Below are 16,814 nucleotides of genomic sequence, written 5' to 3'. Positions count from 1 at the left end.
AATCGAAGCAGGCGCGGATCTAACTATCCAAAATCGTCAGGGAACTGTGATTCACTCTCAGGGTATTGAACCAGCAGTACTACAACTATTACTAGATCGGGGAGTTGACGTTAATCTCCGCAATGCTCAGGGGCAAACTCCGCTCCACATAAATCGCTTCCAAGCAACTTTAGTTAAACTGCTTTTGCAGCGAGGAGCAAAAGTTAACTTACAAGATGCTGAAGGTAAAACCCCTTTATATGATGTTAATTTGGAAGTGGCTCAGTTACTGGTTGCGGCTAATGCAGATTTAAATGTTCAAGATAATTTAGGAAGAACACCTCTGCACCAAGCAGTATTGGAGGAACAAAGTTTTTTTGGTCCGGAATTGGCAACACTATTTCTCAGTAAAAATGCTAGGGTTGACCTCAAAGATAAGGAAGGTAAGACTGCTCTAGACTTGGCTCGACAACTTAATAAAACCCAAATCATTAATTTGTTAGAGCAACATATTGCGACTAAAAATTCTGCTGGTAGTGGAACAAGCACAACCAAAGCAACAGCAAAACTCCAGCAGTTGCTCAATTCTAAAAACTGGAGTGCGGCCGATCAAGAAACCCGCCGTCTCTTATCACCTCAAAAAGACCTCTTTACACTGAATGCTGCCAGTATACCTCTAGATTTAATTCAAGAGATTGATCAAGCTTGGTTAGTAGCTAGTGATGGACGGTTTGGACTCAGTATCCAAGCAAAGATTTGGCAAGAGGTAATAGCATCTCATCCGAACAATTCCGAAACTGCCGCCAATACTTTTCGCGATCGCGTCGGTTGGAAACTTCAAGTTCCTCGAACCGAAAACGATTTTATCAGCAGCGACTGGCTGAATGAATCTGAACTCACTTATTCACTGAAGCAAGCTCCTCTCGGACACTTACCCTGGGCTGGTGTTTCAGACGCAGCTGTACTATCGGTTGCAGTTCCTGCCCCTGGAGAAAACTGTGGTAGCTGTACCATCGATGCAATGTTTCTGCGAGATGGGCGATTCTATAAATATCTGCCTCAACTTTTTGCACGGGTTAAAATGGCATTGACTATTTCTGTGCCGAAAAAATAATCAGAAGCAAGAAAATGTTGAGCTAGAAGCTCGACAAACTGATGAGCATTTTACACGCTCAAGTGCGTGAGCAGGTTAAAAAAAACCCAAGTGGACAACCTTGCTGGTTATCGACTCGCAAGCGGTAAAAAACACCTGTAATGCCAGCGCTGCATCGAAGGGATATTGAAGCGATTCGCACAGCCCAGCGTAGGAATCGCCCCTATAAAATTCTTAAGGGAAATTATGAGGAGCAATCGCTGTTCAACCCATCTATGCTGGCTGGTGCTGCTTTAAGAAAAATGGGTGAGAGTTGGGAATTTGCATCAGTTGCCACACTAGAAGATTTTATTTGGGATAAAATCTACAGCATTAAAGGTGAAGTCTGCGAGATTCTAGCCCTAAGCAATCGCCTTCAGTATCCTAGCCAACATCTGTAAGTTGGCGGCTTTAATCAAACCCACTTGTCCACAAGCGAATTCGCTTCAGAGATAACACGGAGACAAAAAAGTGCAAATTACGAAGCGCAATGTCGAGTTAAGAGTAGATGACAGTTTAATGCGTGTTTATGTAGCGGCTCCCACAGCACCAGGACTTTACCCAGGTATTATATTCTATAGTGATATTTATCAGTTAGGTAGCCCAATTATTCGTCTAGCTAACTACTTAGCAGGATATGGTTATGTGATAGCAGCACCAGAAATTTTTCATCGCATAGAGCCAGTTGGTTTGGTAATTGAGCCAGATGATTTAGGTCGGATGCGGGGTAATGATGATTCTCGGCGCACGAAAATCGCTGATTATGATGCTGATTGCCTTGCAGTAATGGAATTCCTCAAAACAGAAAGTGCAGTATCTCCAGGTAAAATAGGCACTCTCGGCTTTTGTATTGGTGGGCATTTAGCTTTCCGCGCCGCCTTTCAAAACGAAATTAAGGCTTCCGTCTGCTGCTATCCTACTGGCATTCCCAGTGGAAAGCTAGGTCAGGGGATAGCTGATACCATCCATCGGGTGAGTGAAATCAAAGGCGAGATGCTATTGGTGTTCGGGACTCTTGACCCTCATATCCCAGAACATGACCGTCAAATCTTAATTAAAGCTCTAGAGAATGCTAATGTACCGCACAAAGTTCTCTTGTATGAAGCAGAACATACTTTTATGCGGGACGACGGTTATCGCTACGATTCGGCTGCGGCTACCTCTGCTTGGTCTGGAATTGTAACTTTCTTGGAACGTACATTTGCAAACTGAACAAGCACTGCGGGTATTTTAGGCGATTGATTGCCTCCGGCGAGTGAGTGCTTTGCACTATCGCCTCCTCTCCTCCAGGTGCGTTTCGCCATCGCACAGCCCACCGTAAGAATCGCCCCCACAAAATTCTTACGGGAAAAGCCCCGCCGTAGGCGATGGCGCGGAGCGCCCGCTATATTTGACACTCCCCGAATTAGAAATTCGGGGATTCTACATTCACCGACTCGCCGTCACGGAGATAGAAATTGCCTCGATGCGTTCAACTGCGATTTAGTACTAATTCGTCAGACTTAGTGGAATTAACCATTTTCATCAGATGCTGATTCAGATAACTTTGGGCGGAAATGTACAAACTTTCCCAAATCTCTGAGTTGCGGCAGATTTTAGTTCCTACGGTATTTCCGGCTGTTTTCTCTGATATCAAGTATTTCCGGTAATAATTAGTCCATAAGTGTTGCAGGAATTTCTCAGCCAACTCCTCGAAAGGAATAATCCAGTTATAATTTTCATCCAGAAATACCCGATAAGACGCAATTATTGGTAATGCTAGGTCAGTTGGCGCACCAAATCCAAAGGAATACTTACTATCGGGCAGCAGGGTATTTTTGCGTGTATCGATTGATGCTAAGTCATTAACACCCTTTCTTCTGGGGTTGCTGATATGTTCTTGGATGATTTCATACAGTCTTTGCTCAATCCACAGCGCGTTAGTCAATAGAGGCAGTAACTTAGTCAATCTTGCCCTCTCAGTGTCTGTAATCTGACTGGGGGTACTCGTACCTGTGGGATGCTTGGTTCTTTTATTCCCATCCGGGTTATACCTGTTTCTGTCCAGGCAGTTGATTAACTTGAATAGGTGATTAATATTACATTGGGCATTTCTAGGAGCGCCGCTTTGGTTCTGGTAATAAGCGATTCTAAATTTTCTATCTTCTGTTCTTTCTAACTCGGCTAAATGCTGCTTAATGAATTCATAATCACCCCTGGCGTTAACTTTGGAACGAGAATCCACTGGGGAGGTAGTGTTAGAAGCCAGAGCAATATCTTTAGCTTCTGCTTCATTTAAACCAATGTGGATGGTAACTTTGACTTTGGCTTGGCTGAGGTCGTAGTTATAAGTCCTCGCTTGCTCAAAAGCTAAAACTGTGTGACCGCCATTGATGATGCCATCGCTGCCACCTTCACAACCTTCTAATATCTCCAGTTGCAGTTCGGTTTTGTTTTTGTTGGGTTTAACCTTGTTGGCACAGAGGACTATACCACTGTGACGCTCGAAGAATTTGGCGGGTTGAGTGGTCACCGAATCCAATATTTGCCTGTAAGTTGCACTTCTGCGGTTGGGTTCGCGGATGTTGGGTTCTAGGGGTAAGTCTGTGGGGAATGTCTTGACATAGGCGGTGGCGATGATGCAAGTGGGGTTGGCGTTGAAATAGTTGTCTACTTGAATAATCCAGTTTTTAGGCATGGGTGGTTTTTGCTTTTTATTAATATATTCTTAATTATTCTGCTTCGAGGAAGCAGCCAGCACATGAACTACCCCATCTTACTTCGTTGAAGATGGGGTTTCTACATCCCCATCAGTAAGTTGAGATTTTTGACGTTTCGCATGTCAAAAACAAAACGTGTTCAAAATTATCATAATAATCTCTTCGGGCAGATGAAATCAGCGATACACTGGGAAAATTATTTGAGGAAATATGAATGGCACAGTCAAACGGGGTGAAAAATCAAACATCTGCACAAGAATTGCCTCCAGTATCAGATATTCAAGATCCGGTAGCAAGTGAAGCACAGGGTGAATTAGTGGCGGATGTCCAAGATATTGACGGCATTTTGAACTCACTCAAAACTTTATTGAGCAGTGTAGAAAAGCTCCAAAAAATTCGCCAGGAGGTGGGCGATGTCAAACCTTTGATTGGGCGGATGCTGGATGGAGAACTAATGGCTGGCGAAGAACTTGAGCAACTTAAGACAGGTGTAAGTGGTCTTTCTCGCCTCATTCGTGCTTATAGCGACCATCAAGCCGCTTTAGCTAAAGCCCAACCTGCTAGAAACCTGTTAGATCAAGTCTTAAAAGGAAGTCAAGCTAACTGACACCCATGTTCTAAAGGTGGTTCCAACTCAATCACAAACCTTACCTTGAGTTGCGAAAAATGCAACGTCGAAAAAGGGACTAAAGATATTAGAGACTTTCTCAAAAAAGACCGCGAATGAATTCGCCTGCGCCGTCCCCATTTATAAAGCCAGGGGCTTCCACGGCGCGAGGACTTTGGTGATTACTATCTAGATTGAGAACGGCACACAATTGAGCAAAAAAAATAGCTTATGACCTCAAAAATTGGCAGATTGAAGGGATTTCTGTCTACAATTTTCCAAACTTTCGATAATTTGTCTTAACTTATCCAGGCTGGGCTAAGATTGAATATTTGTCGGTTTTTCTACTCCTGTTGAGTCTAGCATCAAGCAATTTTCCAATTCGGCATACAATGTCTGCCGAATTCAAAACCATACCACAAAATTTGTTCCTGGCGATGGGCAAAGCCCCGCCAGAGGCGATGGCGCGGAGCGCCCGCTAAAAGCGATCGCATCACAGTAGACGCAGGCTCATTTTGAATTCCAAAAAAGGTCAAACATCCATTAACTTCAAAGCACTACTATCATTGGGTCTAGCCTTAAGATACCTGTCAGTAATAGCTAGATTGCTATGACCCAAAGTATCCTTAATCAAGACGGGATTAACCCCCCGCTCCGCCGCGTGTGACCCGTGGGCATGGCGCAACCAGTGACAACTGACAAGTTCACTCAAACCAGCCGCATCTGCCACCACCTTGATAATTGGATGGAGATTTTGGCGTTCTAGATGTCCCCCCTTCTGACTAAAAAAAACAGCATCGGTAGCCAGGGCATCGCCTTTAAATTCCATCAGTTCGTTCCACAGCTTTGGTTTGAGCAAAATAGTGCGTGACTTGTTACCTTTAGCTTGCCGCACATACACTTGCCCACTATCATTTCTAGCTGATAAATCGCCCCAAGTTAACTGGCAAAGTTCATGCGCTCGCAAGCCGGCCTGATACAATAATTTCACAATTAACAGATTACGTCGAGCGATCGCCTGCCGTTTAGCAGTTTTAGCATCATCTACCATCGCGGCGGCCGCCCGGACCATCAACTTAATGTCTGCCTCATCTAAATAACGTTCATTAATCGCATCGGGAATTTCTGCCAACTTCAGCGCCATCCCCACATTGAAAGGCAAATAACCAATTTTGTGAGCAAAACTAATTAAACTTTTCACCGCCGCCAGATAAATGCGCCTAGTGCTAGCAGCTTGTGTGGAAAATTGGGTGCTGTAATCAACCAAATCCTCGTATTTTACTTGGCGCAGGGGTTTTCTCAAAAACCTCAGAAAATGCTTCACGTAACGTTGATAGGCACGCACCGATGACTCCGCCTTTCCATCCAACCACAGGGTAATCAATTTCGCCTCCGCTTGCGCCGGGGGTAGTTCCGAGATTGCTTGACGGTAGTTGCTGACGTGAACCAGTGAGAGAGTCATAATTTCTACCTGTTTATTAACAAGACATAAGAGTAGTTGAGTCTGGTTTTATGTTGTCTGATTTTTATTGTCGTTCTTAATGGGTATTCCAGATCCGTCTAGATGATTTATTAAGTTATGTAAAGTGCTGGTTTACTTATGTAGTAGATTGACTAATTGTTAAATAAAAGACAAATTAAAAAGGAGCAGACCAAACTTAATAGAAACTCAAGCTCCGTCCAATGCCGAATTCACTACCCCCTACCCCCCCACACCCTTCTTTTTGACATCGCACTACGTTATATATAAGTTATGCTGCAAATTGCTCGTAAAATTATCATCCCCGATAGCGAAATCAAAATGAGCGCGATTCGCTCTCAAGGAGGAGGCGGTCAAAACGTTAACAAGGTTGCTAAGGACATCCATTTCCGCGTTGACGGCTTCATCACTACCCGCTTTTTCATGTAGGAGTGGCGCTTGGTCATGACCCAGAAACTAACTACAGAGCAACTAACGCAGATCATCGCGGAAGTAGGAAACCTGCAAGCAAGTCGAGAAGCAGAAATTGCACCCGAAGAAGTCAAGCAAATTTTACAAGAATTAGGTTTAGCACCAGAGTTGCTAGATGAAGCGCTGGTTCAAATGCAGCGTCGGCAAGTTTTGCAAGTACGGCAAAAACGTCATCGGACAATTGCTATCGGGGTGATTGCTGCGGTGGCGATCGCCATTACTGGGACAATATTGACTATTCAACAGCATAATTCCACTCTGGAGCGAGTTTCCACTGGAAGTAACCGCATCACTCTGACCCAAGATGATGGCGCTGACCTGAGAAATATTACCCGCCAGAACAGCCCAGAAATTTTTTACCGTGTCACATTAAAAGATGCACCTGTGGGTCAAAAGCTAGATTTAAGGTGTAATTGGATTAACCCTAATGGTGAAATTGTCCACCAAAACCGCTATCAAACCCGTGAAATTGATAAATCCATTTGGAATACTCACTGTCGTTACACTATCGGTTCTGCTTCAACTCCAGGTAGGTGGAAGGTACAAATGTTCCTCCAGGGTCGCCAACTGAGTGAAACAGAATTTGAAGTAAAATAGTATGAAAAACATTGCGCCGGGTGAAAAGCTCAATCAGCCCCAGCAATTTATTGGCTATTGGGGTTATGGTTCTCGACGCGAGTTAGAAGCACAGCTAAATATCATCAAAAAGCTGCATATCACCTTTGACTTATGTCATTTCGATCTATCCGAGAATAAATACCCGATTTGGAATGTTGCTCATATTGGTTGTCCACAAGCATCAACCTGGGCAAATCATCATCCAGAACGAATCGCTGGTATATCTGCATCGGGAATCTTGACTTATTTGCACTCTGATGGTTCATTGTTACCTGATGTTTGGGTAAAATTACAACAAAGCAATCGCTTAATTTTAGGACGAGAACCCTTTGGCAAAGTCCCTCTGTACTGGATGCAACAAGGACAAGTGATTTGGTTTGCATCTCGTCTGCAACTGCTGTTACCAGTGATTGAAAATCCTGAAATTAACATTCCGGCTTTATACGGTTATTCTTGTTTTTCTTATGTTCCCAATCCCTTCACGCCAGTAAATCAAATATTTGCAGTGACTGCGGGAGAAGAATTAGTTTGGCAAAGTCAGTCTGAGTCACAAAGGCTTTCAGCACCAATTTCTCAACATTTATCACAATGGTGTGAAGCAGCTGTGCAAATAAAAGATGAAACAACGGCTGTCAAACAACTACAAACTCTGCTGCAACAAGCTATTCAACGGCAAATTTCTGACTTAAAAGATGAGCCTGTAGGCGTTTTTCTTTCTGGGGGATTAGATTCTGCGGTTGTCGCCGCCTTACTGGTGCAAGCAGGGATAAAGGTGATTGGCTATACCTTGGATTTTGGAAATGCCGGGATTTCCGAATCTCTCTATGCTGAAATGGTCGCCCGACATCTGCAAATTCCTTTGGTAAAAGTTGATGCCAAACCTGAGCAAATTCAGAAGGCTCTAATTTCCACTGTACAGGCGCTAGATTTGCCGTTTGGCGACGGTGTGACAGTGCCATTATTCCTTTTAGGACAAAGGGCTAGTCAAGATACTAAAGTGATTTTAAACGGCGAAGGTGGCGACCAATTGTTTGCAGGTTGGACGAATAAACCTTTAATCGCCGCCGGGGTTTACCAAAGCCAAAATCCCTTGCGCCCAGAAAATTTTCTTCAACAATATCTCCGCACTTTTCACCGTCTTTGGGGTTACGAGGCTCAAATCTACCAGCCACATATTTATCAGCAGATCCAAAATTTACATCCAGAAGATTGGATTGCAGCAGCACTTGATCCTGAGTATAGTACAGCCATTTTGCATCGGTTGCGTCGTGCCAGTTTGATGCTGAAAGGGTCACAAAATATACATCCCCGTGCCACGGCTTTAGGGTTGGCTCATGGGTTATATGTGCGATCGCCTTTCTGCGATATCCCCTTGGCTGAGTGGACGTTTCAATTATCTGGAGAACTTTGTTTAAACGGATCTTGTGAGAAATATATCCTCAAGCGAGCCGTAGAAAATTTATTACCTTCAGAAATTGTTTGGCGACAAAAACGTGGGATGGGAGTTCCTTTAACCTCTTGGTGTTTGCATGAGTTTTGGCATCAGGTTGGCAAGTGGTTAAATCCTGGTAAACTACGTTTAGAAAACCGCTTTTCTCCCCATCTGGCTGCACAAATTGCTAGTGGGGAATTGGGTGCTAATATTCAAGGTCGTCGCAGTGGTGAAATTTTATGGTTGCTGATTATGTGGCAACTTTGGCGAGTTCATGTGTTTGGTGAAGCATCGGGTAAAGAATCTTTTGATCATCCATTTTGGCTACCGCAAAAACTATGGAGATTTCAGAAACAATGGCGAGATTAAAAACAAATTATGAGTTAGAAGTTACCAGTCAGGAATTAAACTGCTCATCTAGTTATCTTCCTTTTTCCCAAGCACTGGCTCAAGAGTTACTAAATACTTACGATTCACCTCTTTACGTTTACCAAAGTGAGATTTTAAATCAAACCATCACACGCATCACTGAAGCTTTTGATTATCCTCAGACTCAATTTCGCTTTGCTAGTGTTACCAATGGGAATATTGCACTGCTGCAAATTTTTCACGCCGCAGGTTGGGGGCTTCATGCTAATACTCCTGGAGATATTTATCTGGGATTACAAGCAGGGTTTTCACCAGAGCAAATTGTCTACAGTGGGAGTAATTTAAATCGTGTCGAGATGGAACAAGTTTTAAATTGGGGTGTGGGAACTCTCAATTTAGATAGTATTTCGCAGTTGCAACTTTGTTGCGAAGTCTATAAATCTTTGAGTGACTCATTTGCTCCTCGTCTAGGCTTACGTCTGAATTTACCGGAAATTACTGGTGATAGCCGGATTGGTGTCCGTGTAGAAGAATTTGCTGATGCGCTGGCTCTGACTCGTCAAGTAGGATTAAAACTGAGTGGGTTGCATTTTTATCGAGGGACAGGTACTAATGCGACAACCGCCTTTACCAATGTAATTGATCGAGTTATAGCCACAGCCCAACTTTTACCTGATTGGGAATATCTAGATTTTGGTGGTGGTTTTGGCTATCCATATCATCATGAGGGTGCAGCCTTTAACTGGGAAAATTTTGGTGCAGATTTGAGTGATAAAATCAGTCGTTTAGGCAGAGATATTCAGTTAGTTATTGAACCTGGACGAGCTGCGATCGCGGGATGTGGTACTCTACTGGCTAAAGTAGTTTCCGTAAAATGGCAGTCAGAAAAACAACTGATTGGGGTAGATACGACTGTGGCTAATCTCTCTGTCCCCTCAGTACATGGCGGTTATCGAGAAATTGTCGCGTGGAAAGAATCAGAATCTGCAACTCATCTCACAGATGTGTGTGGTAATACCACTTATTCACGGGATTTTTTAGGGAAAAATTGCCAATTGCCAGCTTTAGAAATTGGTGACATAATTGCTATTTTAGATGTTGGTGCTTATGGTTATGCAATGTCATCGCACTTTTTACATCGGACTAAACCTGCGGAAGTTTTATTAAAAAACGGTACACATCGCTTAATTCGTCGGCGGGAAGATTACAGTATTTTATTAGCAAATCAGGTGATTAAATAAATTGCTCATTTGATATTTATCAAAGTTTTCGGTTTATATGAAAGGTAAGAGGATAAGGGGCAGGGTGCAGGGGGGAGAACCCCATGCCTAATTGGGAAAAGGACACATTATTTCTCGCACTTGCGCGTCTCGTTCGCGCAGCGTGCCGTAGGCATAATAAATATTTTGATGTTTGGCATACATAAATGCAGGGGCTTGTATCCCTGTTGGCAGGTGAATTAAAAATCCTTCTCCCTTGCTCCCTTGCTCCCTGCTCCCCTGCCTCTTCTGGTCAGGGTAAATTAAAAGTAAATATGCCCCAAAGCCTTACCCAGGAGCAAGATTTCGAGAGTTAACAACCAGGAAAAATTAACGATATGAAATGTATTAAATGCGGAACTGATAATAAACTCAAAGCCAGAAGAAATAATCGCGGTCGGTGTATTAAATGTCAACATCCCTTTGTCTTTGAACCGACGAGCATGGGTAATGTTAAGATTACTGACCCATTTTTTGGGAAGGCTATTGCTGACATTTCCGCGAATAACACTTTGTTTTTTACTCCTAAACAGTTATTTTATATTTTAAATAATCGTGTTACTGGTTATAAGAAAGTGGGTTGGCGATGGTTATATTCCTATTGTTTTGATTGTATATGGCTGACAATTGGTATCGGATATTTATCTTATCTATTGGGTATATGGCTTACAAGTTTGATCGGATATTTATCTTATATCTTTATAGGCTCATGGCTGTTACCATTAATTGGATTACCTATAGAAACGACCTTTATAATTGTTAACATATGTGTCCAAATATGGTTTATTTACAAAATTTATACCCAATCAAGTAAAGTTAACCATAATCAACGCAAGCAAAATGCTAAAGTTTTGTGTTTGATAGGATTTATTATTCTGATTGGCGGAATTTATGCCAGTGTAGTTATATTCAATTCATTTGTTGTATTTGCCATCTATGTTCTTTTAGGGATGTTGTCGATTTACTTAGGATTTAAACAGTTAAACCAATCTCTAGTTCGGCAGGAATTTTTATTTTCTCAGTCTCAATTTCAAGATTGGTTAAATCGTTGGCAACAAATCAATGGCTCAATTCTCAAAATTCTTCCTTCCCCGCGTCAGCAAATTGCACCTGTAGCAATTAATCCTGATGTCACAGCTTACAGTTTTGATAGGTTAGTAGTTTGCGATAGTGCAGCTATTGCTCAACTATTAATTGCGAATAATTTCCACTTTGAAAATAACTGTGCAATTCTTAGTATTACTGGATATCCTGAAAGCATTTTTGACACTACAATGCAAATGTTACGCCGCAATCCTTACTTGAAAGTCTATAGCTTCCATGATTGTAGTCCCCAAGGCGTTGGTTTGGTTCACCATATCAGTACTAGTCCTAATTGGTTCCAGGACAGCAACGTTGCAATTATTGATCTGGGATTATTACCACGTCAGATTATGGCTGCGAAGCGGGGAATGTTTATTCAATCTTCTGGTAATTCGGCGCAAACAGCTAAGGAGTTACCTGGGGAAGTTCGTCAGAGTTTATCGGCTGAAGAATTAGCATGGCTGGAAGCTGGTAATTTTGTAGAATTAGAATCTTTTAGTCCTCGAAAATTGATGCAAATTTTGCATCGCGGTATCGTTAATAGTCAAAGTTTAAATCATGGTGACAGCAATTTGCTTTTAGTTGATGATTCGGGAAGTTCCAATTCTATGTATATGCTCCAAACCTTTGGTTAATTGTTTATTTTCGGTTTACTTGCAACCAAATTTCTAAACTCACAAGTAACCACAATTTGATACCATAACGACTCCAAGTATCACCTTCATAGTTTAACCAGTTGCGAATTGGTAATTGATTAAAATAAGGCGCGATGGCTGCATTGCGATTCAGTAATAAATCTCTGGCTTGTTTTTGCCAATATTTACGAAATCCTAACTGGACGGGAACCATCATCCCACTTTTAGGGCGATGAATAATTGCGGCTGGCAAAATATCGGCGATCGCCTGTTTTAAAACTGCTTTTTCTTGCACTCCCGAAACCTTGTACTCAGGAGGAATTTGCATACTTAAATCTACGATTCGTTGATCAAATAAAGGAGAACGACCTTGCAAATCAGCCGCTTGAGTCAAGTTACTGACTTTAGTGAGAATTTGGTCAGCACCTTTAAATTTAATGTTCATTGCCATTAAACGATTCAGATAGCTGGCTGGGGAATCTAAATCTTCTTGAAAAACCCAAGGTGCTGTTTTTATTGCGGTCAAAACTTCTGGTTTTAAAAGTTGTGGTAAGTCAGCAGCGCACTTTTGAAAAGAAATTAAATAAGCTTGTAATGTATCTTGATTGGTGACAGAATTATATAAACTATTAATCAGCATTGGCTGGTTTTTTGGGCCACCAAAACAGGGGTCGCCACCCTCACCATTTAAAACTACTTGTACGCTTTCTCGCGCTAGTCTTCCTAGCAAAAGATTAGGAATAGTGAGTGGGTCGCCAATGGGGTCATCTAAATAGGCCATTGTTTGGGGTAAACGTTCCCACATATCCGCAAAAGTAATTTCTAAAATGTGGTGCTGGGTTTGGCAATGAGTGGCGACGAGACTGGAAAATTCTAACTCATTGGGACATTCCGAGCCAAAATGAATTGAGAAGGTGTGGACTGGGGAATGATGAAATTTTGCCGCTAAAGCAGTGATGGCGCTAGAGTCTAAACCACCGGAAAGAAAAACCCCTACAGGTTCGTTTGGTGGTGGTAGATATTCTTGAATAACTTGGTCTAGCAGTTCTCGCAAGCGAGCGCCATGCCATACTAAAGGTTGATCTATGGCTGTAATCTGTTCTTGCAACTGCCAATAAGCTTGCACTTTCTCGTGAGGAAATTGTAAAACAGTTCCAGGTCGCAGTTCTCGCACGTCTTGCCAAAGGGTTCTTTCTCCGGGGACAAAGGCACAACAAAGGTAATCGCGCAAAGCCACCAAGTCCACATCAGAGGAACGATAAGGTGATAAAGTTCTCAATTGAGGCGCAATCCAACGCACCCCACCAGTGGTAGTGTAATAGAGAGTCCGGCTACCGATGCGATCGCGAATCAACTGCAAAACCTGTTTTTCCCGATCCCAAACTACTAGTGCGAACATTCCCACAAGTTGCTTCAGACATTCAAAACCCCATCTTTCCCAAAGATTGGCAAATAGTTGGAGATCATTTCCTCTAAAGCTATCTGGTGCAATTCCCAACAGTTCTAGCAACTGTATTTGGTTCGTTAACCAAATATCACCAACAATAATAAATTGTTTTCCCGGACTGATTGCTAATTTTTCGCTGAGAAATCCAGAAGCTGTGCGTGGTAAGATCACCACAAATTTTTCATCTCGCCAAGCTATATCTTTATAACTTGCATCAACTTCTCCCCAAGCTACACGCCAAGTCGGGTTAGTATTGATGAATAACTTTTGAGAAGATTTACGGCTTTTAAAGATATCAAATAGCATAGGTAATTTTTAAAGCATAATAATTGATTTTAAGCCATTGCTGGATTCACGCAATCTGAATGCCTCACTCCGGCACTGCATTCCCTGCCATCGCTATCCTCTAAGAAAATACCCCAACATCAGTAGCTTTGTCTCCAGTCAATGCGTTAAACTCTCTGTACCAGGGTATATACGTCGTATAGAGATGGCTAACACAGAACGCGAATCAATTAACTTCAAACTCCCCAAAACCCTCACCAATGCACTCCGCACAGCTGCACGAGAACGTAAAACTACGGCTACAGATTTAGTGATTCAAGGCTTGCATCATATGCTGGGACAAGTTCCTGGTACAGAGGCAAGTGTAGAAACTCGTCTACACCAAATCGAAGCCTTTTTGACTCAAATGGCCAATGGACAAGATGCTGGTGTAGAAGATAGTTCAAAACAAAGACTTTCACTGTTGGAGCAAAAGACAGAAGCCATATCTTTGAGGTTGGCACAAATTGAAGGAGCTATTTCTTTACTTGGACAGCGTTCTGCAACACCTCAAAGAAGGCAGTCCTACCAATATCATCCACCGCAGTTAGAACTGCAAGCGTATCAGGGGGTAAATCTGGCTAAAAGATTGGGTATCGATTTGGCTACTTTAGAGCGGGAACGAAACAATCAGAGTTCTAAGGATTTTGAAAGATGGTGCAGGTCGAAAGATCCTGGTTCTGTTGGGTGGCGATTTGGTGACGATGGACTCTTTCATCCGATTAAGTGACAACTCTCGCCGCTAACTGCAAGCAGTGTGCGTTACGCTTTCAAATTTACAAATGAGACTTGCTGCACAGTTGTTTAATCCGCAATAATTGGGGATTATCTCTTGAAGAAGGCAGCTTCATTTTGGCGTGGTATCTTGACGTTTTGAGTCTGAAAAATGATTTGAAAAGCAATATCTCTGCCTGACTGCTTCAAAACGAGCAGATAAGCAACAGCATCATCACGTCGGCGAAATCTTTGTACAACAATATTTTCTTGGTTGGGAAGATATCGGACAATACACCAAGGTTTTAATTGCTCAGAATAAGTCATATTATACTCCTTAAAAATGCTGTAAAATCACTATGTAATCTCTTGCTGTGACAGCACCAAGATTTAGCTTAAATGAGGCTATAAAATCTTGATTTACTCTAAATCTGCGTAAGCAGACTGTTAAGAAAGCATCTGAGCTTTTTAACAGTTACCAGTCAAATAAATTCAAAATTCGCGCATTATCAATTAATTCAAAATTAAAGACAATTAGTGGTAGCTTGTAGCTTGCTTGGCGTAGGGTAATCGCCACTAAACAATTCGCGCATTATCAATTCAAAAAAGGTCAATGTGGGTAGTTTTCGTCCCCCACTATATCGACGTTAATTGAAAGCCGATTAGTGGTAGGCGTTGGTGGCGGGCTTGATAACTGATAACTGTTCACTGTTCACTGATGTAATCACCAGGTATTTGATGCCTTAATATCGATAACAACGGGAATAGGGGAGAGAAACTTTTGGGCAGCAGCCACCATACAATTGTGTAAAATATGGCTAACTTGGTCAATCATAGTCTCTGGACATTCCAGTATAATTTCATCATGGACAATGCAAATCAACTTGGCATTAGTCTCAGCCAATGGTTGGAAAAGTTTAGCCATAGCCAATTTGTTAATATCAGCATTTAGACCTTGCACAGGATGATTAAGCATTTCTGCTAACCTGGGCTGCGAAGCCCACTTGCGCCTTCTCCCAGCGAGGGTACGGCTTTCCTTAGTCCCCCGGATATAAGCTCGTTTGATAGTTTCATGCCACTCAGCCACCCCAGAATAAGCATGAAAAAACCGCTTTCTAAAAGCCTTTGCTGCTGCGAGTGTCATCGTTACCCCATATTTAATTTCGGCATAGATGCGAAGTTTGGCAGCCCCCATACCGTAGATTAATCCGAAGTTAACAGCTTTAGCCAATCGGCGATCCTCTTGAGTAACTTGGCTGATAGGCTTACCAGTCACCAGGGCGGCTGTGAGTCGATGCAAGTCAGAACCTTGACGGTAGGCTTGCCGCATTCTAGAATCACCGCTAAGACGAGCCACAATCCTTAACTCAATTTGTGAATAATCAGCTGTTAAAATTTGGTAGCCTGGTGCAGCAATAAAGCAATTTCGAGCCGCAGGATCACGCGGAATAGTTTGCAACGGTGGGTGACGACAGGAGAATCTACCAGACCTAGCTCCTAATTGGTAGTAGTTTGGGTGAATTCTGCCTGTTTTTGGGTGAATGTGTTGAGGAAGGCTATCAGTAAGTGTAGTTGTGATTTTGGAGAGGTGGCGATAATCCAAAAGTGCCTGAATCACCGGATATTCCTGGGCTAAAGGAATTAAATCCTTTTGGTTAGTTGATTTGAGGTCAATGCCCATAGCCTGGAGAGCAGCTAAAACTTGCTGGGGTGAATTAGGATTGATAGTATCCGTGAGTTCTGGTAGTAGGGACATTTGAGCATTACCAGCCAGATGTAGTTGTTTAAGCTGTTGCAGTGCTGTGGTTTTTTTAGCCTCTAACTTGGCACCCAATATCTGCCATTGGGACAAGTCAAACAACATTCCATTCAGTTCCATTTGAGCCACAACGGGCATACAGCGAAATTCTAGTTGGGCGATTTTGAATAATTTCGCTTGTTTTAATTTCTTCAGTAAAATGGGGTAAAGTTGCAACAATATAGCAGCATCCCAGGCAGCATACCGCAATTGCGCTTGGGTAAACGGTTGATGCCAATCGCTCATTTGTTGGGTTTTGTCTAGTTGAATATGCAACAGTTGAGCAGTGACATTTTGTAAAGATGCACTGGTTTTGATTCCAGCATTCAAAACTTGGTAAGCAAGTTGAGTATCGAAGAAACGCCCATTCGGTTTAAGTCGGGCTTGGGTGAGAAATTGCCAGTCAAATTTGGCATTATGAGCAATTTTGAGCGCCGAGTTACCAAGGAGTTTTTTTAAAGGTGAGCGATGGCTTTGAGGAATAGCTGGTAAATCAATCAGCACTACCGGATGGTTGGGTACAGCTATTTGCATCAGTTTAATAGAGTCAGTTAAAGGGTCAAGTCCTGTAGTTTCACAATCTATGGCTAAAACTTCTGATTTCAACAGAGGTGGGAGAACCGAATTAAGAGTTGAAACATGGGAAACAAGAGTATATTCTGGAGGATGAATCATCTGGTGATTTGTATTGATTTCTGCAAGCCATCATGAATTAACTTGGAATTTGCCACCAAGAAGCGATAGCTTATATATATACTCAGTTGAAA

The 16,814-nt window shown here is 42.4% G+C and carries 15 protein-coding genes and 2 pseudogenes; 11 read left to right on the top strand and 6 right to left on the bottom strand.

Annotated features, from left to right (window positions below; genetic code table 11):
• Positions 1–46: 46 nt before the first annotated feature.
• From AACX33_RS19615 to AACX33_RS19605, 3 genes are all read left to right on the top strand, one after another.
• Positions 47–1,093, top strand: a complete 1,047-nt coding sequence (locus tag AACX33_RS19615) for a GUN4 domain-containing protein (RefSeq protein WP_227788778.1) — start codon at positions 47–49, stop codon at positions 1,091–1,093.
• Positions 1,094–1,233: 140 nt separating this feature from the next.
• Positions 1,234–1,512, top strand: a complete 279-nt coding sequence (locus tag AACX33_RS19610; RefSeq protein ID WP_227788777.1) for a hypothetical protein — start codon at positions 1,234–1,236, stop codon at positions 1,510–1,512.
• Positions 1,513–1,582: 70 nt separating this feature from the next.
• Positions 1,583–2,323 carry a dienelactone hydrolase family protein gene (locus AACX33_RS19605; protein WP_227788776.1) on the top strand — a complete coding sequence of 247 codons (741 nt, stop codon included), beginning with the start codon at positions 1,583–1,585 and terminating at the stop codon, positions 2,321–2,323.
• A gap of 259 nt (positions 2,324–2,582) precedes the next feature.
• Here AACX33_RS19605 and AACX33_RS19600 read toward each other — a convergent pair whose 3' ends face one another.
• Positions 2,583–3,788 carry an AIPR family protein gene (locus AACX33_RS19600; RefSeq protein ID WP_227788775.1) on the bottom strand — a complete coding sequence of 402 codons (1,206 nt, stop codon included), beginning with the start codon at positions 3,786–3,788 and terminating at the stop codon, positions 2,583–2,585.
• 236 nt (positions 3,789–4,024) lie between these two features.
• Here AACX33_RS19600 and AACX33_RS19595 point away from each other — a divergent pair, with 236 nt between their 5' ends.
• Together AACX33_RS19595 and AACX33_RS19590 are read left to right on the top strand one after the other, a co-directional pair.
• Positions 4,025–4,417 (top strand): hypothetical protein, encoded by a 393-nt coding sequence (locus AACX33_RS19595; protein WP_227788774.1) that lies wholly within the window; start codon positions 4,025–4,027, stop codon positions 4,415–4,417.
• Positions 4,418–4,528: pseudogene (locus tag AACX33_RS19590) on the top strand (HNH endonuclease); the annotation flags it as partial.
• A gap of 254 nt (positions 4,529–4,782) precedes the next feature.
• Here AACX33_RS19590 and AACX33_RS19585 read toward each other — a convergent pair.
• Positions 4,783–4,953 (bottom strand): hypothetical protein, encoded by a 171-nt coding sequence (locus AACX33_RS19585; RefSeq protein WP_227788773.1) that lies wholly within the window; start codon positions 4,951–4,953, stop codon positions 4,783–4,785.
• Positions 4,950–5,879, bottom strand: coding sequence for a tyrosine-type recombinase/integrase (locus AACX33_RS19580; RefSeq protein WP_227788772.1), 930 nt, complete (start codon positions 5,877–5,879; stop codon positions 4,950–4,952). The genes AACX33_RS19585 and AACX33_RS19580 overlap by 4 nt, the downstream gene beginning before the upstream one ends.
• A gap of 291 nt (positions 5,880–6,170) precedes the next feature.
• Between AACX33_RS19580 and AACX33_RS19575 the strand changes: the two are divergent.
• From AACX33_RS19575 to AACX33_RS19555, 5 genes and pseudogenes are all read left to right on the top strand, one after another.
• Positions 6,171–6,296: pseudogene (locus AACX33_RS19575) on the top strand (alternative ribosome rescue aminoacyl-tRNA hydrolase ArfB); the annotation flags it as partial.
• A gap of 45 nt (positions 6,297–6,341) precedes the next feature.
• On the top strand, positions 6,342–6,965 hold the full coding sequence (locus AACX33_RS19570) for a DUF3859 domain-containing protein (protein ID WP_227788771.1): 624 nt from the start codon (positions 6,342–6,344) through the stop codon (positions 6,963–6,965).
• 1 nt (position 6,966) lies between these two features.
• Positions 6,967–8,787, top strand: a complete 1,821-nt coding sequence (locus tag AACX33_RS19565; RefSeq protein ID WP_227788770.1) for an asparagine synthetase B family protein — start codon at positions 6,967–6,969, stop codon at positions 8,785–8,787.
• The gene (locus tag AACX33_RS19560; RefSeq protein WP_227788769.1) at positions 8,775–10,028 is read left to right on the top strand and encodes a diaminopimelate decarboxylase family protein; all 1,254 of its coding nucleotides are present in this window, start codon (positions 8,775–8,777) and stop codon (positions 10,026–10,028) included. The genes AACX33_RS19565 and AACX33_RS19560 overlap by 13 nt, the downstream gene beginning before the upstream one ends.
• 356 nt (positions 10,029–10,384) lie before the next feature.
• Positions 10,385–11,764 carry a hypothetical protein gene (locus AACX33_RS19555; RefSeq protein WP_227788768.1) on the top strand — a complete coding sequence of 460 codons (1,380 nt, stop codon included), beginning with the start codon at positions 10,385–10,387 and terminating at the stop codon, positions 11,762–11,764.
• A 4-nt stretch (positions 11,765–11,768) separates the two neighbouring features.
• Here AACX33_RS19555 and AACX33_RS19550 read toward each other — a convergent pair whose 3' ends face one another.
• On the bottom strand, positions 11,769–13,517 hold the full coding sequence (locus tag AACX33_RS19550) for an asparagine synthetase B family protein (RefSeq protein WP_227788767.1): 1,749 nt from the start codon (positions 13,515–13,517) through the stop codon (positions 11,769–11,771).
• A 184-nt stretch (positions 13,518–13,701) separates the two neighbouring features.
• Between AACX33_RS19550 and AACX33_RS19545 the strand changes: the two genes are divergently transcribed.
• Entirely contained in the window at positions 13,702–14,265 is a 564-nt protein-coding gene (locus tag AACX33_RS19545; RefSeq protein ID WP_227788766.1) for a hypothetical protein, read from the top strand.
• Between the two features lie 95 nt (positions 14,266–14,360).
• Here the strand turns inward: AACX33_RS19545 and AACX33_RS19540 are convergent, their stop codons facing one another.
• Both AACX33_RS19540 and AACX33_RS19535 read right to left on the bottom strand, forming a co-directional pair.
• Positions 14,361–14,576 (bottom strand): hypothetical protein, encoded by a 216-nt coding sequence (locus AACX33_RS19540; RefSeq protein ID WP_227788765.1) that lies wholly within the window; start codon positions 14,574–14,576, stop codon positions 14,361–14,363.
• 397 nt (positions 14,577–14,973) lie between these two features.
• Positions 14,974–16,722, bottom strand: coding sequence for a bifunctional 3'-5' exonuclease/DNA polymerase (locus AACX33_RS19535; RefSeq protein WP_227788764.1), 1,749 nt, complete (start codon positions 16,720–16,722; stop codon positions 14,974–14,976).
• Positions 16,723–16,814 lie beyond the last annotated feature (92 nt).

Source organism: Nodularia sp. LEGE 04288 (genome assembly GCF_963896525.1).
Lineage (GTDB): Bacteria > Cyanobacteriota > Cyanobacteriia > Cyanobacteriales > Nostocaceae > Nodularia.
This window is presented reverse-complemented; position numbering and strand designations above follow the sequence as displayed.